The 26784-nt window shown below is 68.1% G+C and carries 25 protein-coding genes and 5 pseudogenes; 13 read left to right on the forward strand and 17 right to left on the reverse strand.

Features of this window, described 5'->3' with window-relative positions:
- Positions 1-376: 376 nt before the first annotated feature.
- Both ACFY01_RS41145 and ACFY01_RS41150 read right to left on the reverse strand, forming a co-directional pair.
- Complete coding sequence (locus ACFY01_RS41145; protein WP_390740916.1) at positions 377-1063, reverse strand: enoyl-CoA hydratase/isomerase family protein; 687 nt, start codon at positions 1061-1063, stop codon at positions 377-379.
- 576 nt (positions 1064-1639) lie between these two features.
- Entirely contained in the window at positions 1640-1846 is a 207-nt protein-coding gene (locus tag ACFY01_RS41150) for a hypothetical protein (RefSeq protein ID WP_390740917.1), read from the reverse strand.
- 144 nt (positions 1847-1990) lie between these two features.
- Here ACFY01_RS41150 and ACFY01_RS41155 point away from each other — a divergent pair, with 144 nt between their 5' ends.
- Positions 1991-2920 (forward strand): hypothetical protein, encoded by a 930-nt coding sequence (locus ACFY01_RS41155; protein ID WP_390740918.1) that lies wholly within the window; start codon positions 1991-1993, stop codon positions 2918-2920.
- A 130-nt stretch (positions 2921-3050) separates the two neighbouring features.
- Here the strand turns inward: ACFY01_RS41155 and ACFY01_RS41160 are convergent, their stop codons facing one another.
- Entirely contained in the window at positions 3051-3305 is a 255-nt protein-coding gene (locus ACFY01_RS41160) for a hypothetical protein (protein WP_390740919.1), read from the reverse strand.
- 23 nt (positions 3306-3328) lie between these two features.
- Here ACFY01_RS41160 and ACFY01_RS41165 point away from each other — a divergent pair, with 23 nt between their 5' ends.
- Both ACFY01_RS41165 and ACFY01_RS41170 read left to right on the forward strand, forming a co-directional pair.
- The gene (locus ACFY01_RS41165; RefSeq protein ID WP_390740920.1) at positions 3329-3664 is read left to right on the forward strand and encodes a TetR family transcriptional regulator C-terminal domain-containing protein; all 336 of its coding nucleotides are present in this window, start codon (positions 3329-3331) and stop codon (positions 3662-3664) included.
- A 428-nt stretch (positions 3665-4092) separates the two neighbouring features.
- Complete coding sequence (locus tag ACFY01_RS41170; protein ID WP_390740921.1) at positions 4093-6177, forward strand: SpoIIE family protein phosphatase; 2085 nt, start codon at positions 4093-4095, stop codon at positions 6175-6177.
- A 201-nt stretch (positions 6178-6378) separates the two neighbouring features.
- Here ACFY01_RS41170 and ACFY01_RS41175 read toward each other — a convergent pair whose 3' ends face one another.
- Together ACFY01_RS41175 and ACFY01_RS41180 are read right to left on the reverse strand one after the other, a co-directional pair.
- Positions 6379-6873 carry a PaaI family thioesterase gene (locus ACFY01_RS41175; RefSeq protein ID WP_390741004.1) on the reverse strand — a complete coding sequence of 165 codons (495 nt, stop codon included), beginning with the start codon at positions 6871-6873 and terminating at the stop codon, positions 6379-6381.
- 173 nt (positions 6874-7046) lie between these two features.
- Positions 7047-7538, reverse strand: a complete 492-nt coding sequence (locus ACFY01_RS41180) for a winged helix-turn-helix transcriptional regulator (protein WP_390740922.1) — start codon at positions 7536-7538, stop codon at positions 7047-7049.
- A gap of 108 nt (positions 7539-7646) precedes the next feature.
- Between ACFY01_RS41180 and ACFY01_RS41185 the strand changes: the two genes are divergently transcribed.
- A complete protein-coding gene (locus ACFY01_RS41185) occupies positions 7647-8345 on the forward strand; it encodes an SDR family oxidoreductase (protein WP_390740923.1) in 699 nt (232 codons plus the stop codon).
- 129 nt (positions 8346-8474) lie between these two features.
- On the forward strand, positions 8475-9941 hold the full coding sequence (locus tag ACFY01_RS41190; protein WP_390740924.1) for an MFS transporter: 1467 nt from the start codon (positions 8475-8477) through the stop codon (positions 9939-9941).
- A gap of 74 nt (positions 9942-10015) precedes the next feature.
- Here ACFY01_RS41190 and ACFY01_RS41195 read toward each other — a convergent pair.
- The 3 genes and pseudogenes from ACFY01_RS41195 to ACFY01_RS41205 all read right to left on the reverse strand — a co-directional run bounded on the left by ACFY01_RS41195 (position 10016) and on the right by ACFY01_RS41205 (position 12904).
- A pseudogene (locus ACFY01_RS41195) lies at positions 10016-10899 on the reverse strand (phosphorothioated DNA-binding restriction endonuclease).
- Between the two features lie 81 nt (positions 10900-10980).
- Positions 10981-11235 carry a hypothetical protein gene (locus tag ACFY01_RS41200; protein ID WP_390740925.1) on the reverse strand — a complete coding sequence of 85 codons (255 nt, stop codon included), beginning with the start codon at positions 11233-11235 and terminating at the stop codon, positions 10981-10983.
- 331 nt (positions 11236-11566) lie between these two features.
- Positions 11567-12904 (reverse strand): PLP-dependent aminotransferase family protein, encoded by a 1338-nt coding sequence (locus tag ACFY01_RS41205; protein WP_390740926.1) that lies wholly within the window; start codon positions 12902-12904, stop codon positions 11567-11569.
- A 93-nt stretch (positions 12905-12997) separates the two neighbouring features.
- Here ACFY01_RS41205 and ACFY01_RS41210 point away from each other — a divergent pair, with 93 nt between their 5' ends.
- Complete coding sequence (locus tag ACFY01_RS41210; RefSeq protein WP_390740927.1) at positions 12998-13621, forward strand: DJ-1/PfpI family protein; 624 nt, start codon at positions 12998-13000, stop codon at positions 13619-13621.
- 556 nt (positions 13622-14177) lie between these two features.
- Here the strand turns inward: ACFY01_RS41210 and ACFY01_RS41215 are convergent.
- Positions 14178-14303 (reverse strand): hypothetical protein, encoded by a 126-nt coding sequence (locus ACFY01_RS41215; RefSeq protein WP_390740928.1) that lies wholly within the window; start codon positions 14301-14303, stop codon positions 14178-14180.
- A 449-nt stretch (positions 14304-14752) separates the two neighbouring features.
- Here ACFY01_RS41215 and ACFY01_RS41220 point away from each other — a divergent pair.
- Both ACFY01_RS41220 and ACFY01_RS41225 read left to right on the forward strand, forming a co-directional pair.
- Positions 14753-14890 (forward strand): annotated as a pseudogene (locus ACFY01_RS41220) (ATP-binding protein); the annotation flags it as partial.
- Between the two features lie 66 nt (positions 14891-14956).
- Positions 14957-15421, forward strand: a pseudogene (locus tag ACFY01_RS41225) (CHAT domain-containing protein); the annotation flags it as partial.
- A gap of 540 nt (positions 15422-15961) precedes the next feature.
- Here ACFY01_RS41225 and ACFY01_RS41230 read toward each other — a convergent pair.
- From ACFY01_RS41230 to ACFY01_RS41245, 4 genes and pseudogenes are all read right to left on the reverse strand, one after another.
- Positions 15962-16174 (reverse strand): annotated as a pseudogene (locus ACFY01_RS41230) (IS3 family transposase); the annotation flags it as partial.
- Positions 16175-16192: 18 nt separating this feature from the next.
- Positions 16193-16696: a hypothetical protein gene (locus ACFY01_RS41235; protein WP_390740929.1), complete on the reverse strand. Its 504-nt coding sequence runs from the start codon at positions 16694-16696 to the stop codon at positions 16193-16195.
- A 26-nt stretch (positions 16697-16722) separates the two neighbouring features.
- Positions 16723-17106 (reverse strand): NucA/NucB deoxyribonuclease domain-containing protein, encoded by a 384-nt coding sequence (locus ACFY01_RS41240; RefSeq protein WP_390740930.1) that lies wholly within the window; start codon positions 17104-17106, stop codon positions 16723-16725.
- A gap of 131 nt (positions 17107-17237) precedes the next feature.
- Entirely contained in the window at positions 17238-17489 is a 252-nt protein-coding gene (locus tag ACFY01_RS41245) for a hypothetical protein (RefSeq protein WP_390740931.1), read from the reverse strand.
- Positions 17490-17897: 408 nt separating this feature from the next.
- On the opposite strand from ACFY01_RS41245, the gene ACFY01_RS41250 reads away from it, so the two are divergent.
- Positions 17898-18620 (forward strand): SDR family NAD(P)-dependent oxidoreductase, encoded by a 723-nt coding sequence (locus ACFY01_RS41250; RefSeq protein WP_390740932.1) that lies wholly within the window; start codon positions 17898-17900, stop codon positions 18618-18620.
- Positions 18621-18690: 70 nt separating this feature from the next.
- Here ACFY01_RS41250 and ACFY01_RS41255 read toward each other — a convergent pair whose 3' ends face one another.
- Positions 18691-21468 carry an AAA family ATPase gene (locus ACFY01_RS41255; RefSeq protein WP_390740933.1) on the reverse strand — a complete coding sequence of 926 codons (2778 nt, stop codon included), beginning with the start codon at positions 21466-21468 and terminating at the stop codon, positions 18691-18693.
- A gap of 234 nt (positions 21469-21702) precedes the next feature.
- Here ACFY01_RS41255 and ACFY01_RS41260 point away from each other — a divergent pair, with 234 nt between their 5' ends.
- Genes ACFY01_RS41260 through ACFY01_RS41275 form a run of 4 tightly spaced genes read left to right on the forward strand, consistent with a single transcriptional unit; the run spans position 21703 to position 24926 of the window.
- Positions 21703-22728 (forward strand): aldo/keto reductase, encoded by a 1026-nt coding sequence (locus ACFY01_RS41260; RefSeq protein ID WP_390740934.1) that lies wholly within the window; start codon positions 21703-21705, stop codon positions 22726-22728.
- Positions 22729-22760: 32 nt separating this feature from the next.
- Positions 22761-23654, forward strand: coding sequence for an aldo/keto reductase (locus tag ACFY01_RS41265; RefSeq protein ID WP_390740935.1), 894 nt, complete (start codon positions 22761-22763; stop codon positions 23652-23654).
- Positions 23651-23947, forward strand: coding sequence for an SDR family NAD(P)-dependent oxidoreductase (locus ACFY01_RS41270; protein WP_390740936.1), 297 nt, complete (start codon positions 23651-23653; stop codon positions 23945-23947). The genes ACFY01_RS41265 and ACFY01_RS41270 overlap by 4 nt, the downstream gene beginning before the upstream one ends.
- Positions 23948-23960: 13 nt before the next feature.
- The gene (locus tag ACFY01_RS41275; protein WP_390741005.1) at positions 23961-24926 is read left to right on the forward strand and encodes an SDR family NAD(P)-dependent oxidoreductase; all 966 of its coding nucleotides are present in this window, start codon (positions 23961-23963) and stop codon (positions 24924-24926) included.
- 386 nt (positions 24927-25312) lie between these two features.
- Here ACFY01_RS41275 and ACFY01_RS41280 read toward each other — a convergent pair whose 3' ends face one another.
- The 3 genes and pseudogenes from ACFY01_RS41280 to ACFY01_RS41290 all read right to left on the reverse strand — a co-directional run bounded on the left by ACFY01_RS41280 (position 25313) and on the right by ACFY01_RS41290 (position 26305).
- Positions 25313-25885, reverse strand: a complete 573-nt coding sequence (locus ACFY01_RS41280; protein ID WP_390741009.1) for a hypothetical protein — start codon at positions 25883-25885, stop codon at positions 25313-25315.
- A 136-nt stretch (positions 25886-26021) separates the two neighbouring features.
- A pseudogene (locus ACFY01_RS41285) lies at positions 26022-26123 on the reverse strand (AAA family ATPase); the annotation flags it as partial.
- Positions 26124-26146: 23 nt separating this feature from the next.
- The gene (locus ACFY01_RS41290; RefSeq protein WP_390740937.1) at positions 26147-26305 is read right to left on the reverse strand and encodes a hypothetical protein; all 159 of its coding nucleotides are present in this window, start codon (positions 26303-26305) and stop codon (positions 26147-26149) included.
- Positions 26306-26784 lie beyond the last annotated feature (479 nt).

Genomic DNA, 26784 nt, shown 5'->3' on the forward strand with positions numbered 1-26784 from the left:
ACGCCTGGTGGAACGAAACCGCCCTCGCACGCACCCGCATCTCTCGACTGGCAGCCCTCGGCCTCGCAGCGTGAGGTCAATTGGGCAACAGGGTCATCGAGGTCTTCCACAACCGACAGCGGCGCCACTCAGCACTGGGCTACCGCACCCCGATCGAGTACGAACTACTCTCCGAGCAAGACACCATCCCCTCCCCCAGTTGGCCACCGCAACTGGAACCCCAAACCGTGGGGCAGGTCATCTTGAACTGGCTTGCCCTGAGGGGTGGGTGGGAAGGATGTTGCTGTGCCTCGTTCCCCCGGCAAGCCCTTACGCATCGGCTGATCACACTCGCCGAGAAGGTGCTGGTTCTGCGACAAGGCAGCCGCCGGCACTGTCAGCCAGGGAACTCCGCCACGGCCTTGCCGAGGTCACGTTCGAGGTCACCAGGCGTCTGGAGGCCCCGGTTCGCGAGGTAGTCCAAGCGCTCACGGCTCTCGGGCAGTGCAACCAGGCTGAGGAACGTGGCCGAGTCGGAGCGGACGTTCGCCAGGGGTGGCAGCGTGAGGTCGTTGATCGCGCGCTTCGCGGCCTTGCCCCCTCCGGGCGGGAACCCGGAGATGCGCTTGGCCAGGCGCTCGACGAAGCCGTCCAGCTCGGCGTCGGGTAGGGCGCGGTTGATCCAGCCGTAGCGCTCTGCGAGCTCGGCGTCGAAGTCGTCGGCGCCGGTGATGGCCTCGATGGCACGTGTTCTGCCCAGCCGCCGGGTCAGGTGCTGGATTCCGCCGGCGCCGGGCAGGGCGCCGGTGCCGGACTCGAACTGTCCGAATACCGCGTTCTCACGCGCGGCGAAGATCATGTCGCAGGCGAGGGCGAGTTCGTTGCCACCGCCGCGGGCCCTGCCGCGCACCTTGGCGATGGTGATCACCGGGACGTGCGCCAGCTTGTACAGGAACATACCGAGCGAGGCGTCACCAGGGCCGCCGGCCTTAGCGGCTTCTGCGGTGTACTGCGGGATCGCCGTGAGGTCCACGTGCGCCGAGAAGAATTCGGGTGAGGCGCTGTCGATGACGACGACCCGCACGTCGCCCGGTCCGTGTGCAGCGTGCCGACAAGTGAGACGAGGTCATGTACAAGGTCGACACCGATGAGGTTGAGGGGGCCGGCGTCGAGGGTGGCGAACAGGACACCGGCCTCCTCTCGCGTCCGAATCGACGAGTACGCAAAGCTCATGATCTTTCCTTTCCATCAGGGGTGCGGAAAGCAGCTGGAGACAGGCGGAGTCCTGCTGGAACCACTGCAAGCCACGCGAGGCATGCCTCGGACCGTGAGGGGGGCGGCTCGAGCGGTGACTTAGCGCTTGGCGATGAGCATCAGGAATGGGGCAGCCGACCTGCCCGATTCACTGTTGAGAGGGGCGCTATGTCCTCCAGCTTCCACCCTGGAGTGGCAGGTTGGTATGCGCCTGCGGACTCTGGGGCCGCAGAGTGCCGGGCCTCGTTCGCTAACCGATCAGCTCCCGCGAGCTGTCGATGCGGTTCTGTAGCGGATTGCTCCCTACCAGCGGGGGGGGGGGAGCTGTCGTCGCTGGTCCACGCAGATGGGGATGGTTCTTCTTCGGATCGCGTGCGGCACGCCGGGTAAGGGGTGCGTTCGCCCGTCAGGCGAGATGCTCACGGAACCAGGCGCGGGCGGCGCCGCTCGCCCGATCGAACTGTCTGGCGTACGGGTCGAAGTGGCCGCCTGGGATCAGCTGCAGTCGCTTGGGCTCCAGGGCACGTTCGTAGGCGGCGAGCGCCAGGTCGGTCACGGTGACCGCGTCGCCCAGGGCAACCACCATGAGCAGCGGGGTGGGCGAGACCCGCACGCATGCTCAGGAAGGCCGCCGCGCGCGACGTCATCGGCTACGTTGCTCCGGTCGGCGAAAACCAGGAGACAATCAAGCGCGCCATGCGCGCCGTCCACACGGGCGCGGTCGCACCGCGCTGACGTCCCGCTCAGGCTGGGCACAATGAAGATCCATCCTCTTGAAGCCGCCTTGCTGGTCACGGCCGGAGATGTGCGGCTGCGGTCGTTGGTCACGGGCGGCTTCCGGAGTCCAAGCCCTTGTCTGCCGCTTCGGCGATCAAGGGCCACCGATTCCGAATTGTCCGTCTCGACGCATCCTCTTCACCTTGAGTGGGCGGGCGTTCCGTGGGTCGCCGCGCCTCTGGAGACCAACATGAATGAACTACTCACCGAGGCGATCGAAGCGCACGGCGGGACCACGCGCTGGCGCCAGCTGACTCGGGCGCGAGCCACCCTTGTCAGCGGCGGTCATCTGTTCGCCGCGAAGGGCTTGCCGCAGGATCCCGCGCCGCGCGAGATGACCGTTTTCCTCCATGAGGAGCACGCCTCGGTCAGACCATTCGGCGCCCCGGACCAGAAGACCGACTTCACCCCCGGACGTGTGAGTATCGACAAGCTCGACGGGCGGATGGTGGCCGAACGCGAGGACCCACGGTCATCCTTCAGCGGGCACACTTTGGAGACCCCCTGGGACGCACTGGACCGCGCCTACTTCAACGGTTACGCCCTGTGGACCTACCTCACCACGCCGTTCCTGCTGGCCATGCCCGGCTTCACGGTCACCGAGATCGCGCCGTGGCGGGAAGGGGACGAACTGTGGCGAGGACTGCGCGCCACGTTCCCACCCGAGATCGTCAGCCACAGCACCCACCAGGACTTCTACTTCGGCGCCGACCGCCTGCTGCGCCGACACGACTATCACGTCGATGTGGCAGGCGGGTTCGCCGCCGCGCAGTACGTCTACGACTGCCTGGAAGCGGACGGCATCACGCTGCCCACGAAGCGCCGGGCCTACCGCCGCGACGCCGATGGCTATCCCATGCTCGATCAGGTCATGGTCTCGATCGACCTAAGCAACATCCACTTCAGCTGACAGCAAGGCGCCGCCGGTGGCGGTACAGCAGCGAAGTCTCGCCTCCTACTCTTCGTTTTTGTCCCGGTCACTATCAAAGACGAAGAGTGGTTCGGCGCCATGAGCGGGTGTTTCGGCGAACGAGATGGCTTCAGTAAAGCGTTCGAGTGGGAACGGCCGCCCGGGGGATGCTCAGCACTCCATCAGTGACGAGAGTACGAACCTCGGACAGCGCGTCCAGCACATCCGCAGGTGAGGCGATGCCGAACCAGCGGTTCAGCCAGAGACCGCGGACCACTTTGGTCTCGTAGACGACCGAGCGTGCCGACAGCGGAATCGTCAGCGCCGTCGGGTCGGTCTGCCGATGGGTGGAGAGCGCCCCGTAGACCGCGACCTCTCGACCCACCCGTACACCCTCCGCTGGAGCGGTTGCGTGCGCACTTCGAGTTCCTGGGCGCAGACACGGTCGCCAGCGGCTTCGCCTGCGGATGCCTGGTGAGCGACCTGGGCGCAGAGGTGGCGGACCACTCCGAGGAGATCCGCTCCGCCGCCCGGGGTGATTTCGAGCAGTGGGCCGCGCACATCCGGCGGGTGCTCGCCGAAGCGCAGGAAGCAGGTGAGCTGGACGATGCTCTGGACGTCGAGGACGCCGCGCTGTTCATCCTTAGCGCCTGGGAGGGCACGCTGATCGCGGTCCGGGCCGACAAGTCCTCCGCTCCCTTCGACGCCTTCTTCCGCATGGTCTTCAGCGTCCTCCTGCGCTGATCGTGCCCGGCTGCCGAAGACTCGTGGGCACCGCCACCCACACCAAATGCTTCACCGCCCGCGGGACGAGCGTGGGCACACGTACACGACTCGTCGTCGGACGGTCCTATGGGCGCTGAGAGGGAAGAGTTTCCTCGGTCAAGACCGTCTTTCCCGTCGTTGGTCTGACGGATCCCACCCGCGCACGCGTGGGGCGTGCGCGGGCTCGATGCCAGACCCCCGGGACCTTGCCCTGCTGCTCCTGCAGCGATTGGGAACTGAAGCGCTCGCCGAAGCGCGCCCACCTGGGACATTCGCTTAGTGATTCCTCGGACGGTTCCACGACCTGCGGAAATCCTTGAGGTCGCAACGGAGGCACCCAACACGTCTCAGAGTGCGAGGGAGCGGCGCGCAGGAGCCAGGCGCAGGCTGGATAGGGGAGGTGGGTCGTGGCGCACAACGAAGCCATTTCGCCTGTCGAGGGTGCGGCAGTCCTGGAAGCTTTGTTCCACCAGTCCCCGACTGGCCTGATGGTCCTGGACCCGGAGCTGCGGATTCTACGGATCAACGTAAACACGTCGGTCCTGCACGCAGGGCCCCCTGAACAGATCATGGGCCGGCGCTTCGCCGACGTATATGACCTTTCCGCGCCCGATGAGGTCGAGGCGATGCTGCAGGACGTGCTGGAAAGCGGCGAGCCGGCACGGGGGCGACTGGTGGAAGTGCGTCCGAAGGGCGCGCCGGGGCCGGAGTACCAGTTCTCCGTCTCGGTATCTCGTCTTGAAGACGCGCAGGGGAGGACCTTGGGTGTGCTGACGGAGATCCTCGATGTCACCGAACGCGAAAAAGTACGTGCCCGTCTGCGCGTCCTCGGCTCGGTGCGCGAGCGCGTGGGACAGACCCTCGACGTGGTGGCCACCTGCGAGGAACTGGTGCGGGCGGTGGTGCCGGACCTTGCCGACATCGCCGTGGTGGACGTGGTGGAATCAGTGGTGCGCGGCGAGGAACCTCCGCCGAGTCCTCTCGGGCGGGAGGTGCCGTTGCGTCGTGCCGCCTTCGGCCTCAGTGGCGGCGAGGAGCAGGCACATCCGGTGGGTGACGTGCGGGCTCTGCCGTTCCCGACGCCTTACGCGCAGACGCTGAGCGACCTCAAGCCCCGTCTCGTCGCCCTGGGCCCCGAAACGCCCTGGCTGGCGGCCGTCCCGCAGCGCGCCGAGGCGATCCACGCCTCCGGTGCCCACAGCCTCATCACCACGCCCCTGACGCTGCGGGGAACCGTTCTGGGGCTGATGAGCCTCTACCGCACCGACCAGGACGACGTCTACGACGAGGGCGATGTCACCCTCGCCGTCGCTGTGGCCGCTCACACCGCGCTGTGCATCGACAACGCTCGCCGCTACACCCGCGAACACACCATCGCCTTGACCATCCAGCGCCACGTGCTGCTTCCTGAGGCTGCGACGCGGACGACCGTTGAGACCGCGCACCTGCTGGTGCCCTCTGATTCGGGCGGAGGCGGAGGGTTCGGCACATTCGCCCTGTCCGGCGCCCGCACCGCCCTGGTGGTCGGCGAAGTGGCCGGCCAAGGCATCCACGCGGCCACCACCCTGGGGCAGGTACAGACCGCCACCCACTCCCTGGCCGCGCTCGATCTGGAGCCCGACGAACTACTCGCCCGCCTCAACGACACCGCCATCAGCCTGGCCCAGGAACGCGCAGCTCTGCCGCCCGGCGAACCCATGCCGCTCACGGGAAGCTGCGCCTACGCGGTCTACGACCCGCTCGCCCAGACCTGCACCATCGCCCTCGCCGGCCACCCCCCACCCGTCATCGCCCATCCCGACGGGACCACCGAGATACCTCACCTACCGAGCGGACCTCCCCTGGGCAGTACGGAAGGACCCCCCTTCGCTGCCACCACGGTCCCTATCACCGACGGCAGCGTCCTCGCCTTCTACAACCCATCCCTGCTGCACGCCTCCCAATCCCCGGAGACCCTCCAACGGGTGCTCGCCCACACTGACCGGCCACTGCAGGACCTGTGCGACGACGTGCTCTACCGGCTGCGGAACGACAGCCGCCACGGCGACCTCATCCTCCTCCTCGCCCGCACCCACGCATTCCCCGCGGACCACGTCGCCGCATGGCATCTCGACCACCACCCCAAAGCCGTCGCCACGGCGCGCACCCACACCCAACACCAGCTCACCCGTTGGGGAGTGGATGACGAAACCGCCTACACCACCGAAATGATCGTCAGTGAACTGGTCACCAACGCCATCCGCTACGGCACCCCGCCGGTGCGGTTGCGGCTTATCAAGGACCGCACGCTCGCCTGCGAAGTCTGGGACAGTAATTCGCTCGCGCCGCGGCTGCGCCACGCGAAGACCATCGACGAAGGCGGGCGCGGCTTGTTCATCATCGCCCAACTCGCACAGAACTGGGGTGTCCGTTACTCCCTCGACGGCAAGACCGTCTGGGCCGAGCAGACTCTCCCACCCCCAGCCTCGCCCGGTCCCCAACAGCGGTCATAGCGACACCGAGGCCGCCCTGATCCTCGTCGGCCAGCCGTATGCCTCCGGCTGCGACCGATGGCATCGGGTCCCGAGAACGACGAATCCGTCCTCGGCGAAGGGGCACGCATAGGGTCTGACAGGAAGGAGAGCACCTGGCCGATGCAGCTCGGACGGGTCAGCCAGTGCCGTGGGTCCCCTTTGTCGCGCCGGGCATGGGGATCAGTGGGCCGGGACCGGGAAGAGCATGCAGCTGCTGGTGGCGTGGGCCAGGAGCCGGTCGCCGGAGTCGCGGAGCTCTGCCTGGGCGAGGGCGGTGCGACGGCCGCTGTTGAGAACGGTGCCGATGGCGCGGACTTTGCCGGTGTCGACGGTGATCGGGCGCAGGAATTTCAATGTCAGGTCGATCGAGGTGTATCCCATGCCCTGGGGCAGTACGGACTGCACCGCGCAGCCGGCCGCCGAGTCGAGGAGCGTGGCGTAGACGCCGCCGTGGACACTGCCGATCGGGTTGTAGTGTTCCTCCCCCGGCACCAGAACGAAGACCGCCCGGCCGTGCTCGGCCTCCTCCAGGGTGAAGCCCAGAGTGGCGGCGATCGGCGGGGCGGGAAGTCGCCCGGCCAGGATCTCGCGGAGGAAGTCGAGACCGCTGTGGTGGGGGAGGGCGCCGGCGGAGATGGCAGGGTCTTCCCAGCCGAACACACGTGATCTGTGGATGGCCGCTCCTGTCTCACCGGTCGCGTCGGCACGCAAGGACTTCTTCGACGTTTCGGACATGCGGCAGCTCCTCAGGGGCGCGTGTTGTCGGTGTGCCGTGTCGGCGGGCTGTGCCGGGGGTGGGCCCACGCTGCGGTGGAATCGTCCTGCGGGGTGTTTCAACGCCGGTGCGTTCAGGGGCTGTCCTGGCCGACGCGGATGAGACCCGGGCCGGCATCGACGAACGAGTCCCCGATCGGCACGTCGTGCCCGTCGTCGCAGCGGAGCACCGCGTGCACCGGAGCACCGCAATCCTCGTGGCGTACGACCACGGGGGGCCCTTGTTCGTCGGCGGCCCACCTGTCGCCCCATTGCCGAAGCGCCACGATGACGGCACGGAAGTCCCGGCCCTTCTGGGTCAGTTGATAGGCGTACCGGGTCCGCTGGCCGGGCTCCTGATAGGGGACGCGCTCCAGGAGACCGGCGGCAGTCAGTTCCTTCAGGCGCGCTGCGGCGGCGGGTTCGCCGATGCCCACACGCTTGGCGAAGTCGTCGAACCGGCGTGTGCCGAAGAACGCCTCGCGCATGATCAGCAGCGCCGTCCTGTTGCCGACGATCTCCAGGGTCCTGGCGATGGAGCAGTTGACCATGGACCAGGTGTCCCGTTCGTCCAGTAGATCCTTCATCTCTCCATCCTCCACCTGGCTTGCCTCATGCAAAGTCAGCCTATACCGTTGTGGCTGACTTATCCAATCATTAGTCAGGCCGGGTGTGCGCATCCCGAGGAAGGAATCATGGACATCAGCACAGCAACCGTCCTGGTCACCGGCGCCAACCGCGGGCTCGGCAGGGCGCTCGCTCAGGAACTGGTCGCGCGTGGCGCCACGGTGTACGGAGCAGCGCGCCGACCGGAACAGATCGATCTGCCCGGTGTGAAAGCGATACGGCTCGACGTCACCGACCCCGCCTCGGTCGCCGCGGCTGCGGAGGAGGCCCGTGACATCACGGTGCTGATCAACAACGCGGGCAGTTCCACGGGCGCCGATCTGCTGGCCGGCGACTGGGATGCCGTCCGCCTGGAGGTGGAGACTCACTACCTGGGCACCCTCGGCATGATCCGGGCCTTCGCCCCGGTGCTCGAGTCACAGGGCGGCGGTGCCATCCTCAACATCCTGTCCGTGCTGTCGTGGATCAGCTTTCCCGCCGTCGGCGCTTACGCAGCGGCGAAGTCCGCGGAGTGGAGCCTGACCAACGCGCTGCGACAGCAGCTCGCGCCCCGGGGCATCACGGTGTCCGGACTCCACGTCGGCTACATGGACACCGACATGGCCCGCGATGTCGACGGGCCCAAGACCGACCCGGCGGACGTCGCCCGCGCGGCCGTCGACGGCATTGCCTCTTGGGCTGCCGAAATCGTCGTCGACGACCGCAGCCGCCAGGTCCAGGCCGACCTGTCCGGTGGCGTCGCCGCTCTTTACCCGCAGCTCGGCTGAGACGAGGACACCGTGACTTCGACTCCTTCCCCCGCCTTCGGCCGGCTCAAGCCGACCGGCAGGCAAACCGGTCTCCGGCCATCCGCGAACCAGCCCTCCCGGCTCACTGCCACCGTCACGCTCATCGCCATGTGTTTGGGCGCCATGACGACCTTTCTGCTGATCACCGCATCGGTGTCGGCTCTGTCGGCCATCCAGGACGACCTGCACGTGTCCCCGACCGGCCTCGTCTGGATCCCCTCCGCGTACACCCTGCTCGTGGCCAGTCTGGTGATGTCCGCGGGCACCATCGGCAACCTCTACGGCCGCAAGCGAACCTTCGCCATCGGCGCCGCGATCATGATCATCGGCTCGCTCATCGTCTACGCGGCGGGTTCGGCGGGAGGCGTCATCGCCGGCCAACTCGTCTCCGGCCTCGGTGGCGCGCTCATTCTGCCCAACAGCCTGGCAATCCTGGGCGCCACGTTTCCCGACCCCCACCGGCGCACCGAAGTCGTCACCATCTGGGCGGCCGCCTCCGGTATCGGACTCGCCGCCGGCCCGCTGATCGCGGGCGCCCTGCTGGACCACTTCCATTGGAACACAGTCTTCCTGTCGACCGCCGTCCTCGCCGTGGTCACCATGGCCGCCGCCATCTTCGTCGCTGAATCGCGCGGCCCCGAGGGCGAGCTCGACATCCCCGGCCAGGTCCTGGCCGTCCTGGGCATCGCCGCTCTCGTCTACGCGCTCATCGAAGGCGGACACGACGGCTACACCAGCCCCCGCATCCTCACCGCTTGGATCATCGCGGCCGCGGCCCTGACGGGTTTCGTCCTCGTCGAGCGCGCCGGCCGGAAACCCATGCTGGACATCAGCCTGTTCCGGTCGGCGTCTTTCAGCGCGGTCATGTTCGTCGCGGCCGTCTCCCTGTTCGGCTTCACGGGACTGGCCATCCTGGCGGTGCTCTTCTACGAGCGCGTCCAGCACCTGTCCGCCCTGGACGTGGGATGGCGGCTGCTGGCCTTCTTCGGCGTCTACGTCATCGTCAGCTACGCGACCGGACGCGTGATCCGCCGCACCGGCTTCAAGCTCCCGCTGACCCTGGGCTTCGTCATCGGGGCCGCCGCCACGGCCGGACTCACCACGCTGGATCCGACCACCTCCTACGCCCGGGTGTGGTGGCTGTTCGCGCTCTTCGGGGCTGCGAGCGGGATGGTGGCCGCGCCGAGCACCGCGGCCGCCCTGGTCAGCGTCTCCCACGAACACGCCGGCATGGCTTCCGGAGCCGTCAACGCCTTCCGCCAGATCGGATCCGTCACCGGCTCCTCCCTCCTCGGAGCACTCCTCGCCGGCCGACTCCAGTCCCAACTGCCGACCCGGCTGGACGCCCACCACGTCCCCCGAGCAGCCTGGCCCGCCGTCGAGCACGCCGTCTCCACCGGCAGCGGCAGCCACCGAGCGGCCCCGCCGAACGTGACCGCCGCGATCGGCGACGCCTTCACCTCCGGCGTCCACGTCGGAATGACCGTCATCGCCGCCGTATTCTTGTGCGCGGCCCTCGCCTCGGCCCTGTGGGTACACAACCGACCGCACCACACGACTGTCACGACGAACTGACGCGTGACTTCCAGGAGTAACCCCGAGAACGGTGGATTCGTCTGCTGGGCGATGCCGACGGGGTCGGGACGGTGTCAGGCGGCCGCAGCAGGGCGTGACTCGCCGAGGAAGACCTGGCGGGCGTGCCAGTCACGGTGAGCGGCCGCGACGGGGTGTGCTCCGGGCTGCGGGCCGACGAGTGGACGGCCCTCCAGGGCTATGACGTGCTCGCGGGCGGCGGGGCTGTGGCCGGCGAAGCGCTGTGAGACCAGGACGCGCTGATCGTCTCCCACCCCGAAAACACCCTTGTCGAAGAGCTTGTGGTGCAGCGAGCACAGGCACAGTCCGTTGTCGATCTCGTCGGGGCCGCCGAACGCCCACCAGCGCACATGGGCGGCCTCCAGCCCGGCCGGCACCGCGCCGATCCGGCGGTCCTATCCGCAGAAGGCGCACCGGTACTCGTAGGCGGTCAGCACCAGCTCCCGCAACCGCCGGTCCCGCTGCCTGCGTGCCGCCGAGATCTGCTCGGTCTGCGCCGGCTCCCGTTCCGGGCCGACGGCTTCGCACAGTTCGCCATGGACGGAGGGTGGGAGGTGCAGGTGGAGCAGCACTCACGCGATCCCGCCGAGCAGTTGCGGTTCGCGCCGCAGAGCTGCTCTCAAGTCCGGCGCGAGCCGCCCGGCGGCACTGTCTCCCTGAGATCCCGCACTCCGCTTCCGGGGCTGCCGGGCCCGCGACCGATGCGCACTCCCCATACGCCGCCGCTGGCCAGGTGGTGGAAGGGGTAAGCCGGCGTGGTCTTGTTCGAAGGGCCGTACTCGGTGAGCAGTCGTTGCAAGTTCTGCTCCACCGCGCTGTAGCGCAGGCCGCCCTCCGCGTCCTCCTGAAAGCGGCCGAGGGCGTACGGGAGCAGCAGCGGCTTGTGCGGTGCGCGCGTCCCGCTCCTGGTCCACTGCCTCAGTCCCGCGGTCCGCTCCAGTCAGCCCATGGCGGCTGATCGTAGACGGGCCATCCCCGGCGCATGATTGGACGGGAACGGAAAGCCCCGGCATGAGTTGGCTCAGGCGCGGGGATCGGCCAGCCAGCGCAACACGCTGAGACTCGGCAGGAACCAGTACTCGCCGCCACAGGTGATGTCGTAGCGCTCGACGTCGTGCAGGCGATGCCGGACGGGGCGCTGGGGATCGAGAAGAGGCTTGTCCCGACGACCGCGGTAGGCCGGCGTGGCCGCCGGCGGCTGCGATGCCGCAGTGCGCTCATCCAGCGCCGGGCATGGCGTCCTGAGCGGCCGCCCGGCTGGCGGGGTGACGTGCACGCCGCACAAGGAAGACCGACGAGGCGACCAGGCACCACACGGCGAGCACCACATACGGCTCGACGTGCCGGTTGTGCGGGAAATAGATGGCATTGCGCTGGGCATTCACCGACGCGCCCGGCGGAAGGAATCGCCCCAGACGGCGATTCATAACGGATCAACCGTGACTGGCGCACGACGTCGTCGAAAGATGACAGCACCAAAGGAGATGCCCACGGCAGCAGCCGACCAGCCGGCCGATTTCGACACCGGCCCCCAGAGCCCGGCCTCGTTCGACGGCTTCTCGTCCGCAGAGGCTGGTGCGGGCGGGAATCGGCTGGTCGAGTGAAGTTCAGGCGTAGGCGTCCTCGATAGCCAATCGTCGCACTGTGCGCAGCGTCGACTGGAGACGGTCCAGATCGGTCGAACCCAGAGCGAGGCGGAGCGCCTGTGGCGTGTGCATCGAGGTGGTGAAGGGCTCCGCCGTGCTTACCGAGATGTGCTGACGTGCGAGGTCGGCGGTCAGGCGATCAGCGCGTGCATCATCGGGCAGCGGAAGCCAGGTGAAGTAGGACGAGGGGTGGCTGATGAGCGGCAGACCTGCCAGCTCTCGTCCGGCGAGTGCTTGGCGGGCTTTGGCATCCTCTCGTTTCTGCACTTCCAATTGGTCCACCGTGCCGTCGTCGAGCCAGCGGCAGGCGATCGCGGTGGTGAGGGCCGGGGTGTTCCAGGTGGTTGCCCGAATCGCGCGTTCGAGTGATGGCACCGCGGAGGGCGGGGCGAGGACGAAGCCTACCCGGAGGCCGGTGGCGACACTCTTGGACAGTCCCGAGACGTAGACGGTGATGTCCGGCGCGGTCGCGGCCAGAGGGGGTGGTGGGTCCTCGACCAGGTAGGCGTAGGAGGCGTCTTCGATGATGAGCGGGCCGTGCTGTCGAGCGATCTTGATCAGGCGGGTTCGGTCGGTTGTCGGCATGACCCACCCCAGAGGGTTGTGCAAGGTTGGCATGGTGTAGATCGCCCGCACAGGGCGGGTCGCGCACAGCTTCTCCAGGGCGTCGAGATTCGGTCCGTTGGTGGTTGTCGGTATGGGCTCCAGGTCGAGATGAAAGGCATGCGCGAGCACCTTGAAACCGGGATAGGTGAGTGCATCGACCGCGACGACGTCGCCAGCGTTGAGCGCGGCCATGACGGTGATGGCGAGGCCGTGCTGCGCACCGTTGACGATGAGGATCCGGTCCGCGTCGGTGGTGATTCCCCGGCGCCTCAGGTGCCGTGCGATGGAGGCTCTGTCCTGGGCACGCCCTCGATGTGGTTGGTAGTGCAGCAGCGAGTCGAGATCACCGGAGGTAGCCACGTCCCGCAGGGCCTGCCGAAGGAGATCAGCTTGCCCGGGCAGCGACGGATAGTTGAAGCTGAGGTCGACCGCATCCGTGGCGACGATCTGCAGATCGATGCCGTGACCGGCGGGAACCGCGATGTCACGCACGAACGTGCCGCGGCCTTGTTCCCGGCTCACCAGGCCCATGGTTTCGAGTTCGGCATACACCCGGGTCGCTGTCACCACGGCGATGCCCTCACGGGCGGCGAGCCCGCGATGTGTCGGCAGCCGCACGCCTGCGGCGAGCCGCCCGGTCCGGATGTCGGATGCGAGCGCGTCAACCAGCTTTTTGTACCGCGAGGCTGCCATGCACCGAATTGTATCCATGACAATTCTTTAACTGTCCTGTTCGCGAGTCCTTACCGTGAAGATCCACCCCACTCATAGGGAAGGACAGCCGCCGTGCACATCGCCATCCTCACCTTCGAGGGCTACAACGAGCTCGACTCCCTGATCGCTCTCGGTGTGCTCAACCGCGTCAGGACCGACGACTGGCGCGTCACCATCGCCACTCCCAGCCTCAAAGTGACGTCGAGGAACGGGGTGGTCATCGAACAGATGTCCACACTCGAGGAGGCGTGCGCCGCTGACGCCGTCATCATCGGCAGTGGCATCGCTACCCGCGAGGTCGTCGAAGACCCGGTGATCATGAACATCCTGCGCGCCCTCGACCCCGCGCGCCAACTCATCGCCGCGCAGTGCTCCGGCGCGCTCGTACTGGCCAAGCTCGGCCTGCTCAACGACATCCCCGCCTGCACCGACGTCACCACCAAGCCATGGGTCATCGCCGCCGGCGTCGAGGTGCTCAACCAGTCCTTCTACGCCAAGGACAACATCGCCACCGCCGGCGGCTGCCTCGCCTCGCACTACCTCGCCGCCTGGATCATCGCCCGCCTCGCGGGCAACGACGCCGCCGAAAACGCACTGCGCTACGTCGCCCCGGTCGGCGAGAAGGAGGAATACATCGAGCGTGCCTGGCGCAACATCACTCCCTACCTGCCCGCACCCGCACCGGCGCTCGTCTGACCAGTCGCAAGCAGTGACCGGAAGTCATGCCCCCGTCCGCCTGACTGGTCGTTTGCGGCCCGAACACCTACCGGGCTCCTCTAGCCTCGGGACTGTAAATCGTTCGGTCCTGTCTCACTTTCGGTGGTGACGGAGGGTGGCGCTATCCGAGGAGGATGCGGAGGCGGTGGAGGGAGAAGCCTGCTCGGCCGTGCATCTGGCGCGCGATTCGCTTGGTCTTGGTGTTGACACCTTCGGTGGGGCCGTTGCTGTACGCGGTACTGGGATTCCTCTCAGCCCGTTTCTCCACGCCGCCCTCCCGAACCGGACGTGCGAGTTGGCCCCGCATCCGGCTCTCCACAAGCCCCGTTGAGCAGTTGCTTTCCTCAGGTCGTGCTGGGCCAGGGCGTCGGGATGGTCGTCCCCCTGGGCCGGTATCGCGTGGTGACTACCGAGCCCGGGTTGAACAGGACGACGTCGCCGTCGTGCGGCCACCATCCGCCGTCGCAGTAGCGGCGACGGAGTTCCTTCCACCCGGTACCGAGGTGTTTGCGGCGGAACCATCCGAAGACTGACGTCAGACGATCATGCGCAAGTATTGGAAGGCCCGAGCGGACACCCCCGGGCGGAAGCAGGCGGTACAGCCCCGCAGCACCTGGTTGAGCTTGTGCAGCAGGACTGACAGCGGCAGGCTGACGTTCATCCGGCAGAGCGTCTTCGAAGGTCTTTCACCCCCGCTCGACTTCAAGCGCCTCGTGGCGCACGTGATCCTCAGCCCAGTCGATTCCACAGGTCACGTGCAACGCACGCTCCTTTCGGGCTTTCCCTGTCCGTCGATGCCGGGCCGAGGCAGGACCGCCCGGCGACCAAATAGAAGCGCTCATGGGCGCACCACCCCATCAGCCGTCCGTGGCCCCAGCGGTGTCCAGGGTCCTCGTTCTCGTGAAGAGTTCCACGGCTCCGGCTGATCGGGAGGTGTTCCTTGCATGGCGACCATCGTGCAGACACGGAGTCAAGTGGGCGCGGGGGCGCACTCGTAGCCCGTGCTGCTGCTGCCGTAGTGGGTCGTGCGGATCGGCAGACCGGGCGCGGACGTGCGGCGAGGTCGGCGACCTTGCGTACGTCGGCTGCGTCCAGGCCGAGATGCCTTAGGTCTTCGGCGAGGAGGTCTTGGCCACCGCGATCCTCGACCGGCTCCTGCACCACCGCGAAATCGTCTCGATCAACGGCAACAGCTACCGGCTCAAGAACCGCCTCCAGGCCGTCGAACGGGACACCGACGTGGCCTGAGAGCAGTGGAGCACATAACTTCGTACCCGGTGGTGCACTCAGACGAGTACCTGGACACCAGTCGGCGCTGACGCAAACACTACTCGAGTCCAGGCCGCTATACCCGATGCCACCTGGGCGCACTTCGCCTGCCACGCCAGCGTCGACGCCGCTTCTCCTTGCCGAAGCGGCATATGCCTGTATGACGCCGCTCTCCCCATTTCTGAGATCAGCCGACTTCAGCTGCAACATGCCGAAATGGCTTATCTTTCCGCATGCTCGACGGCGCACAGCGGTATAAGACTCGCAGACGAGTCCATCAACCTGGCATCGGCTTTCCATCTGGCTGGATTTCGTCACGTCATTGCCAGCCTCTGGCCCCTCGATGATCACCTCGCTGCAACGGCCGCCCGTAGTTTCTATAGTCACGTGTCTGGCAGCGCCACCGCGGACTTCGCCGCCTACGTCCTGCATGACATCACACTTGAACTACGGACCAGTCACCCTGATCGCCCTGACCTCTGGGCGCCACTTGTTCATAGCGGACCCTAACCTCGGGCTTTCACGAAGCGGGCTGTCCGGCCAATGATCAACAAGGCAGAAAGTGCCTCTGACCAGCGAGAATTAGGATTGCTGAGATCCTTGTTCCCGTCACCGTCGGAGGCACTTCCCAGGTGAAGAAGCGTATCGCGTCCGTGATGAGGTCGGTCCAGGGCCAATGGGCCGCGAATCTCAGGTGCCGGCGGCGGGCGGATGTGACGAGTTGAGCCGCGGCGGAGAACAGACTCAGTCGTAGGCGGCGTGGCTCCCAGTGCGCTCGGCAGCAGGCGCGACCACAGCTCCCGCTTGAGCTTGACCGTCAAGAGGTCCCTATGCTCTTCGTAGAGCGCCGCCAGCGTCGCATAGTCGAGCTTATGGGACACGCTTCCAGCGCGCAGGCGGCCCTCGATCACCTGGGGGGTCGGCTTGGTGCTGGATTCCTCAAACGGAGTACACGTATCGGCGGCGTAGGACACGGGTTGAAGGCGCGGGTCTTCCCCATACCCAGGGCCGGGCTCGTGGGTCAGATGCAGGTTTGGGTGACAGGTTTGGTCACGCGGCCTGGAGGGCCGGTGTGGTCATGACGGCCTCGAATTCGACGGGTGTCATCCGGCCGAGTGCGGCTTGTCTGCGGCGCCGGTGGTAGGTCCTCTCGATCCAGGCCACGATCGCGATCCGCAGTTCTTCACGGGTGGCCCAGGTCCGGCGGTCGAGGACATTCTTCTGCAGCAGGCTGAAGAAGGATTCCATGGCCGCGTTGTCGGCTGCGCGGGCCGGTGGTGGTCACTGTGCTCGGACAGATGCTCCGTAGCTGTCGGTCTGGCGGAGCACCGTGGCCTCCCGGGCCGGTGCGGGCCATACCTGGATGAGGTACCACTCGGTGATGTCGTCCGGGGCGAGGTCGACGGCGGTGTCCCGGCCACGTGCGTGGACGCGCAGCCGGTAGTCGCCGGGGCCGTCGAAGGACAGCTCGGGCAGCTCCTCGTCGAGGTCGGCCATCAGGCCGCGCACCATCAGTTCTCCCGATGCGGAGTGCAGCGAGACTTCGACGATCTCCTCCCAGTCGGCGCCCCCGGGCTGGGGGGCGCTGGTGTGGAAGGTGACGGTGACGTCGACCTCGCCGGTGTGGATGCCGGTGAGCACGGTGGCGATGCCGTCTTGCACCTCGACCAATCCGTTGTGCTCGGGAGGCAGGTCGGGGCCGACGGGGCCGCCCTCATCGCTGATCCTGAACTGGTGGTAGTGCACAGGCACGAGCTGCTGCCCGTGTGTGGCCTGCTCGTTCATGAGGGTCCCGGATGGTCGGCGGATGACTAGCTCTTGATCCAGACGAGGAACCTATCCTTCTCGGTGATCCGGTTGTACAGGTAGAAGTTGCCGAGGGCTTTGCCGCCGTCCCGGCTCTGCGCCGCGGGGATCATGCGCCAGCTGAAGTTGCCGTCACCGGTGGAGGCGCCCTGCCAGGTGGAGGCGAACGGGTACTCGTCGCATTCCTTGCCCGCAGGCCGGTGCCGGCTGGACGGGCACGCCTTGTTCCGGTTCTTCTTGATCTTGGCCTTGTCTGTGAGGCGTGTCAGGTACTTGGTCGTGCCGTGCTTGCCGGGCAGGTGCTTGGTGTTCTGCGCGTACTCGATGTGCTTGGCGAGTTCAGGGAACTCGCCACTCTTGCTGTACACCAGCTCCGGGATGTACGGCATGACGCACCCAATCCTGGAGGTGCCGGGCAAGGCGTTGTCGCAGCGGACCACTGGCGTGTTCAGTGTGATCTCATTCGTCGGCGCTGCCCACCGGTTGGTGAACTGCCAGTGGGCCGTCCCCTGCCCGTTGCCTATGTCGCCCTTGGGGGGCCCCTGATCGTGGTGTCGAAGAAGAACTGGCCGACAGCGTCCTTGTCCTGGCTCATCGCCTGAGAGGGGAACTTGCTGTCGTTGACCTTGCACTTGCCCGCGCATGTGCCCTTGCCGCCCGCGCTGCTGCCCACGGCGTCGCCCGAGGCGTTCACCTGCATCAGCTCGACCTGGTACGCCCACCTTGCGATGCCGTAGTCGCTGTAGGCATAGGCAACGACCAGATAGTGCACGTCACTGACGCCACCTTCGCCGGCGTACTCCCGGCTCGCCCAGCAACTGGCAGCCGACCGTCGAAAACACCGCGAGGAGGTTACTCAGTTGCAGGCCGCTCTCGAAGCTGGCCACAGCGAGCTGCTGGTCCTGAGACGCAAGTTGGATGCGCGAGGAATCTAGTGAGCGCGTCGATGCTGCACCAGCGGTGGCCTGCCCTTGAAAGTGATCAACCAATGGGCTGAACCACCCTGCTGCTGGCAGGGCAGGGCCGTCGCGCCGCCCACTCTCGCACCGCGCACCGGTGGCCACTGGGGTGTGGGACCAGGGTCGTCCCTGGTCCCACACCGCCGGGCCGGAAGCATGCTCGGCAGAGGACACCCGGCCGCGCTGGAGCACGGGCGGAGCAGATGTGGGAAGAGGCGATCATGGAGCGACTGGACGGCACCGTGGTCCTGGTCACCGGGGCCAGCAGCGGTATTGGCGCGGCGACCGCCGTCGCGCTCGCGCAGCAGGGAGCGGCGGTCGCCCTGGTGGCGCGGCGGCGCGACCGTCTGGAGGCCGTGGCGCGGCAGGTGCGCGATGTGGGCCCTCCCGCGCTGTGTGTCGAGGCGGATGTGACCGACCGAGGGCAGGTGGCCCGGGCGGTGGAGAAGACCGTGGCCCGCTTCGGTCGGTTGGACACTGTGGTCAACAACGCCTGCGCCATGCTCGTCGGCCCCGTCGAGGACGCCCCGCCGGGCGAGTGGGAGCGGATGATGGCGGTCAACCAGTTGGGGCTGCTCTACGTCACCCGCGCCGCGCAACCGCACCTGGCGAAAGCCGCTGCCTCGGACCTGCGGCACGTGGCCGACGTCGTCAACATCGGCTCGACCGCAGGGCGGGTGGCTCGCCCCGGGACGGCCGTCTACTCCATGACCGTGGCTGGCGTGTTGGCCTTCTCCGCGTCTCTGCGGCAGGAGCTGCAGCCGCAGCGAATCCGGGTGAGCGTGGTCGTGCCCGGTGCCGTGGGCATCGGACATACCCCGCAGGCGCGGGAGGAGCAACGCGTCGGCAGCGAGGCGCAGGTCCGGAAGATCGAGCGTCTGGCGCCGGAGGACGTGGCGCGCAGCGTGGCGTTCATCGTTGCCGGCCCGCACCGCGTCGCGTGAACGAAATCCTCGTCCGGGCGGCGGATCAGGCCTGGTGAGGCGGCGGACCTCTGCGCCGGATCTGCCAGAGCTAGCGCCGCCCGGCTGAGGATCCGTCGCCCAGGGTCGGCAGCGCTTCCCGCAAGGCTCTGCGTGACGTGATGCCGAGCTTGATGTAGATCTTCCGCAGGTGCCATTCGACGGTCCGCGCGCTGATGAACAGCTCGGCGCCGATCTCCGGGTTGGTGCGGCCGTCCCGGGCCAGGCGCGCAATGTGCGCCTCTTGCGACGTGAGCCCGGTGGCGGCCTGGGACTCCGGTCTGCGGATCTTCTCGCCGGCCGCGGCCAGCTCGCGGCGGGCCCGTTCGGCGAACGCCTCCGCGCCCATGACGGAGAACCGTTCGTGGGCGGCCCTGAGCTGGTCGCGAGCGTCAGTGGGCCGTTGCTCGCGGCGCAGCCACTCGCCGTACAGCAGCCGTGCCCGTGCGGCTTCGGGGCGCAGCGGTGTGCGGTCGAGCCGCTCGATGGCCTCGGCGTACAGCGGCTCTGCTGCGGTGCCGTCGGTGAGCAGGGCTCGGCATCGGCTCTCGATGCCTACCGGCCAGTCCGAGTCGCCCGCGTGTTCGGTCAGTCGTCGCAACGCCTGCTCGGCGACGTCCCGCTTTCCGGCGCGGACGGCCGCCTCGATCAGTTCGGGGAGCACCCACCAGGTGATCTGCGGCAGGTAGGTCTCGTCGACGGCCCGCTCTGCGGCTGCCATCGCTTCGGCGTACTGGCCGAGTCCGTTGCGCAGCACCGCTTCCGTCCAGTGCGCGGCCTGCAAGGAGATGCCCTCGCCGCGCTCGACCGCAGCGGCGGCCGTCGCCTCGATCAGTGGGATGCCCTCGTCCGCGGGGCCCCGGTATGCGGCGAGCAACGCCGCTCCCAGCGGGAACATCCTCGTCCCGGTTGCTGCGGCGATCGTCTCGCCCTCGTCCCGTAGCGCCGCTGCCGCCTTCAGGTCGCCGCTCCACGCGGTGACCAGCTCCCGCACGCCGAGGGAACCGACCAGCGGAGCCAGGGCGCCCGATGCGCGGGCATGCTCCGTCCAGCGCCCGCTCAGCAGGGCGAAGGTGTCGAAGTCCCACAGCAGGACGGCGGCCGTCGCGACGAGGTTGGCGCCCTTCTGGAACCAGCCGGGATCGGGGTCGTGCACGAACGCGTCGACGGCCTGACGCAGGCTCGAAGCCGCGGCGGCCGGCCCTTCGTCGATCAGGGTCGCCAGGCCGCACAGCAGCAGCTGGGCCGGGCCGGGCGACGGCTCCGCCAGGGCCCGCGACTGCAGGGTCGCCCGTGACACCTCCGGAAGATGCCCGCCGGATTCGGCGAACCGGCCGGCGACCAGGGAAGCAGCCCAGGCGTCGAGGTAGGTCTCCCGCGCCAGACCCGCGTCGAGCCCGTCGAGCTGCATCGCGACCCGCAGGAGCTGCACCGGGGCTGACCGCCCGGGGACCGCGGCCCAGTCGATCTGCCCCCGCAGCCGCGCCACCAGGGCCCGCTGCAGATCGGTGTCCGCGTCCGCCTCGGCTTCGGCCACCAGCCCTGCGGCGGTCCGCAGCGAACCCGCCTGCAGGTGTGCCGACGCGGCCGCCAGCGTACGGTCCGCCCGCGTATCGGGGCGCTCGGTGAGCGTCGCCGCCCGCTGCAGGAACCCGGCGGCGGCCGACAAGCCGCCGCGGGCCTCGGCCCGTCCCGCCGCCCGCTCGAGCTCCACGGCGATGTCCTCGTCCGGCGCGGTGGCGGCTGCGGCCCGGTGCGACAGCCGGCGTTCGGGATCGGCCTGCGGATCCGTCGCCTCGGCGAGCGCCTGGTGCGCGGTTCGGCGCTGCTCCGCGCTTCCTGCCGCATACGCCGCCGACCGCACCAGCGGATGCCGGAAGCGCACCAACGAATCGATGACGAGCAACTGCTCCGCCTCGGCGGCCGCGGCCTCCTCGCGTCCCAGGCCCAGGGCGCGCGCCGCACGCCACACGAGTACGGGGTCGGCGGTCGGGTCGGCCGCGGCCAGCACCAGGAACAGCCGCGCTGCCTCGGGCAGGCCCGCGATCCGCTGCAGGTAGAGGTCGTGCAGCATGCCGGTCATGGACGGTCGGCTGGCGAAGCCGCCGGCCAGCTCCTCCGGGCTCATCCCGCCGGCCAGCTCGACCAGGGCCAGCGGGTTCCCGCGGGTCTCGGCGATCAGCCGGTCGCGGACCCGTCCCTCCAGACGCCCGGGAACGGTCGCGGTCAGCAGCTCGCGCGCGTCCTCGTCGGTCAGCCCGCCGAGCGTCAGGCCCGGCAACACGGCGAACCCCGGGTCATCGGCGTCCCCGGTGTCTGACCGGACGGCGAACAGCAGCAGAACGGACTCGGCGTTCAGCCTCCGACCGACGAACCCGAGCACCTGCTTGGACACGCTGTCCAGCCACTGGGCGTCGTCGACGAGGCAGACCAGCGGTCGCTCGGCCGCGACCTCGGACAGCAGGCCGAGCGTCGCCAGGCCGACGATGAACGGATCCGGAGGACTTCCGCCAGCCAGCCCGAAGGCCACCCGGATCGCCTGCTGCTGGGGAGCCGGCAGGACGTCGAGCCGGTCGAGCATCGGTGCGCACAGCTGGTGGAGCGCGGCGAACGGTAGCTCCATCTCCGACTCGACGCCGCAGACCTCTCGGACCTGGAACCCGAACGCCTGACGTGCGCAGTACCGCATCAGGGCTGTCTTGCCGATGCCGGCCTCGCCCCGGATGACCAGGACCGAGCCGGCCCCGTGACGGGCGTCGGCGAGCAGGGCGTCGAGTTCGATCCGCTCACGGGCGCGCCCCATGAAGGCAGCACTCCGCGATCTGGACATGCACACAGGCTACGGGCGCGGGCCGAGGTCCGGCACTCGGATCGCCCTCCCGTCGCTCCCCGGATCTCGCCGGGGGTTGCGCGCCTGCCCGGGGCTTCCTGACCGCCGGGACCCGGGGGTCCTCCCAGGGACTTGCCTGGGGGCAAGGGACCTCCTGAAAACCACTCTGGAGCTACCGGCCCTGAACCGCATGCGGGGCCACCACCAGCACACCGGATGGGACAGGTGACAACGATGAAGAGCGTGAAACTCGGCAGTGAGGGTCTGACGGTCAGCGTCCTCGGCTTCGGCTGCATGGGCATGAGCACCACGTACGGGCCCAGCGACGACAAGGCGAGCCGTGCCACCCTCGCGCGGGCAGTCGACCTGGGGGTGACGCTGTTCGACACGGCCGAGACGTACGGGCCGTTCCACAACGAGCGCCTCGTGGGCAGCGCCCTGGCCCCCGTCCGCGATCAGGTACGTATCGCGACCAAGGTGGGCTTCGTCTTCGACGACGACGGAAACATGGTGACCCACGACGGGGGCCGGCCCGCCGTCGACTGCAGCCCAGAGCACCTGCGCTCCGCCGTGGACGGTTCGCTGGGCCGCCTCGGCGTGGAACAGATCGACCTCCTCTACCTGCACCGCATCGACTCGAAGATCCCGATCGAGGAGTCCGTCGGCGCCATGGCGGAGCTGGTCGCGGCCGGCAAAGTCGGCCACATCGGCCTGTCCGAGGCGTCCGCCGCCACCATCCGGCGCGCCCACGCGACGCATCCCCTCACCGCCGTGCAGAGCGAGTACTCGCTCTTCGAGCGCGGCGTGGAGCACAACGGGGTCCTCGACGCCGTCCGGGAACTCGGCATCGGCTTCGTCCCGTACTCACCGCTCGGCCGCGGCATGCTCACCGGCGCACTGACCAGCCTCGAAGGCCTCGACGACAACGACTTCCGGCGCCACGACCCGCGCTTCCAGGGCGAAAACCTCCACGTCAACCTGCGGCTGGTGGCCGCGATCGGCCAGGTGGCCGCCGGCAAGGGGGTGCTGCCCTCGCAACTCGCCCTCGCCTGGCTCCTCGGCCAGAGCCACGTGCCCATCCCGGGTACCCGCCGGATCCAGTACCTGGAGGACAACGCGGCCTCCGCCGACATCGTCCTCACCGACGCCGACCGCGCCGCGCTCGAGGACGCCGCCCCCATTGGCACAGCCGTCGGCGACCGCTACCCCGCCGGGATGCTCGCGACCCTCGACACCGACGCAGAGCCCCGGCAGTACTGACCGAACCCGCCACCACTCGAACAAGGAGACCCATGTCCACAACGACAGAACCGACCACCGAGACGATCACGATCGGCGGAGAGCTGACCGTCGGCCGGATGGGCTTCGGCGCCATGCGGCTGACCGGCGATCAGGTGTGGGGCGAGTACCCGAACCACGACGGCGGGATCGCCCTGCTGCGCCAGGTCGTCGACTCGGGCGTCACCTTCATCGACACCGCCGACGTCTACGGGCCGCACTCCAACGAGCTGCTGATCCGCGAGGCGCTCCATCCGTACCCCGACGACCTCGTGATCGCGACCAAGGGCGGCTTCGTCCGCGGCGGATACCCGTACGACACCCTCGGCGCGGTCGGCAATCCGAACTACCTGCGGCAGTGCGTGCACATGAGCCTGCGGCGCCTCGGCCTGGATCGCATCGACCTGTACTACCTCCACAGCGGAAGGGCAACGGACGCACCATTCGAGGACCAGGTCGGCGTTTTGGCCGAGTTCAAGGAACAGGGCCTGATCCGCCACATCGGCCTGTCCAACGTCACCGTCGACCAGTTTGAAGCGGCCCGCCGCATCGTGGACATCGCCGCCATCACCGCCGAGTACAACCTCGCTAGCCGGGCCGGCGCCGCCCAGCTGGCCGCCGCCGAGCGCACCGACGTCGTGTTCTCCCCCTGGGGACCGACCCGGATCGACGGCCCCGCACCGCATATCGGGGAAGAGGTACAGGCCATCGCCCAGTGCCACGGCGTGACACCGCAGCAGGTCGCGCTCGCCTGGCATCTGCACCGGTCGCCGAACAGCCTGCCGATCCCGGGCACGACGACGCCCGGTCACTTCGCCGAGAACATGGCCGCCGCCAAGCTCCGCCTGTCCGACGACGAGGTCCGCCGGCTCACCGAGCTCACCTGCGAGGACCAGCCCAACAGTTGACGCCGGTCCCGTTCACCCCACAAGCACACGTACGAGAAGAGGTTCCAGAAACGAACAAGCTGTTCGAAGGAAAGCGGGCGTTCGTCACCGGCGGAGGCTCCGGGATCGGCCGGGCGAGCGCCATAGCCCTGGCGGCCGAAGGGTGCTTCGTCACCGTCGCCGGGCGGACCGGGGACTCGCTGGAAGGCACCGTGCGCGCGATCAACGAGATCGGCGGATCGGCGCAGGCAGTCAAGTGCGACGTGACCGTCGACTCGATGGCTCGACGTCGCCGTCAACAGCGCGGGCTATGACGGCTCGGCGTCGCTGCCGACGCACGAGTGGACGAGCGAGATGGTGGAAGAGATGCTCGCTGCCAACGTGCGCGGCACGTTCCTGGCGATGAAGTACGAGCTCGAGCTCATGAACCGCCAGGGCTCCGGCTCCATCGTCAACATCGGCTCGGGCGCGGCACTGCTCGGTGTCCCCGGCCACGCCGGGTACGTCGCCTCCAAGCACGCGGGCATCGGTCTGGCCCGCAGCGCCGCCCTCGACTATGCGGCCAAGGGCATCCGGGTCAACGCGGTCGCCCCCGGCCTGGTCGACACGGGGCTGCTGCACGCCCCGTCCGGGGAGTTCTACGACTACATCCAGCTTCGTCACCGGCGTGGCGCTGCCCGTCGACGGTGGCCTCAGCGCCGCATGACGTGCAGCGCGACGACGCCCTGCCGGCCGGCGCACGCGCCGGCAGGTCGTCGCATTGCCGCTTCGTACTGCTTGACACCACTTGATACAGCACGCCATGAGGAGGAGACCAACATGAGTGCCCACACCACGATCACCCTGGAAGAAGCGGCGGACCGGCTCGCCATCCGCGAACTGATCGACGCCTACGCCCACTTCGCCGATCGCCGGCAGCCCGGCAGCCAGGCCGCGCTGTACGCGCCGGAAGCCAGGACCTTGGTCTACACCGCCGACCCGTCCACCTCTGAGCCGGTGCAGATACTGGTCGGCCGCGACGCCCATGTCGAGGGCTTCATGTCGCTGAACCAGTACGTCGCGACGATGCACTTCAACGGCCAGAGCAGGATCGACGTCGCCCCCGAGGCAGGCCGAGCCACCGGCGAGACCTACTGCCTCGCCCACCACCTGCTCGAAGGCGACGACGGCCGCAAACTCGTCCTCATGTCGATCCGCTACGAGGACACCTTCGCCAAGCAGGACGGCGTGTGGCTCTTCGCGGAGCGCAAGGTCATCATCGACTGGACGGACACCCGGCCGTCGGTGCCGTAGCCCTGGAGGCGTCGCCGCTGGCGTGGGCGAGTCGAGATGGCCACGCCTGTGTTTGCCACGTGCGGTGGTACGTGACGCCGGTCATGTAAGCTGCGGGGCTCCGCGGGCACGGAAATCTCAAAGGGAATATCGTCCTCCGGCTGCTCTCACGTCGCCGCACGCACGCGGAGCCCGGTCCAACACCCTCTTTTCTGAAGCCGGTTGAACAGCATCCTGTGGGGTTAACGGTCTGAACTGGCCCCACTTTTCCGGCCCCGGGTGGCCCCATGTCGTCGTGCAGGGTTCTGAGTTCCGGCTTGACGCGGCCTCGGCTTCCGGTCTCCTGTGGCCCCAGCCGACGATGGGTCGGCGCGTCTCCTTGATCACTCGTCACGAGTCATACGACGTCAGGTCGTTGACTGACCGTGGCGGTACTCCTTGGAAGGCATGGAGTCCCATTCGGTATTCGCGCCGTCGCGCGTCACCATGAACAACGGACGTGAACGCATGACCTGCCCAACGTGTTGCCCGCGCATGACCACCCCAGGATCATCCGGTCCTGCATAGCCCTCGGGCGTGTAGCGAAAGTGCCCGTCCACTGCCTCGGCATGCGCGATTATGTCGCTCTCCAGTTCCGACAGGTCCCTTCCGACCAGGGAGATTCCGTCGTGCCCGACCTGGGGACCGTGGACCGCGTCAGCTGCGATGCAGAACAACCCCACAGCTTGGCTCACGTAGGCCGTGACAGCGGGCAGCGAGGGAGTCACCCCGCGGCGGTGGACTTCGACCGCCCACGTCGGCGAGAAGATCGCAGCGAGCCGTGCGCACTCGCTGACCTCCGCCTGGCCGAGAACTTGAACCGCCTCGACCACTTCGTCGACGGTCATACCGAATCGGAGCGGTCCGACGCCGACAGCAGGCGCATAGGACCACTCGTGCCGATCGGCGACTCCGGAATCGGCTTCGGTCTTGAAGGTCATAGTCGCCCCCGGAGACATCTGAAATTCTGCTGGCGCTCATCATGTCAATCGTCGACAAGCAGCCCGCCGGGCGCCTCCAAGCGCGAGCTACCCCCGCCTGCCAGGGGGCGCAGGGATCTCCAGGCCATCGCTGGCCTCGCTGCTGCCGGGCCTTGGTCTGGGCGATTCGGTAGGAGTCGGTGCCGGTCTCGATGATGGTGCCGTTGAAGGTGAGCCGGTCGACGATGGCCGCGCAGAGCCCGGACAGCGGACGTCCGCCGGTCACCGGACGCCCGGCTCACCGGAGCCGGCCTTGTACGCGACGCCGGAACCGACCGCGACGTCACCGACCGCGACGTCACCGACCGCGCCACCGTCCTGCGTATCGCGATCAGGCACCTCGGTGTCGGCAGCTTCGGCCACGTCGTACTGCTGCTGCAACCCACCCACGCTCTTCGCGCGCCCGCTCTCGCCCTCGATGACGACGGTGAAAGCCCAGGGGCCGTCGGATCGGTGCTGTTCGTCGTGTGCTCATGCTGTCCTCCTGTCGATGGTTGACGCTGGGCACGACCATGATCGAGAAGTGCATTGCTCTGCACGGAATCGCTGGACGGACACGCCGCCTTCGACCAGTCTCAGATGACTGACTCTGCGGTGGCGAGCTGTAGCAGGACGGCCACTGATTGGCGGTCACATGATCTGCCGGCAAGCAGCAGCCGGGGCCCGATGCTTGCCGCTTTGACACGGTCGCGGTCCGCCCGGCCCGTCGCGCAAAAGCGGTGCGCAGCGGGCCCGCAGACAGCAGGAGCAGGGTTCCACTGCGGGGTCTGCGGGGCCGGTGAATCACTCACGTACCCTGCGGTGCGCCCGATACGCCCGATCCCTCCCGACTGCTCTGGCGAGAAGTCTTCCTACGTGAG

The sequence above is a fragment of the Streptomyces sp. NPDC001480 genome, from assembly GCF_042894725.1.
Classification (GTDB): Bacteria; Actinomycetota; Actinomycetes; order Streptomycetales; family Streptomycetaceae; genus Streptomyces.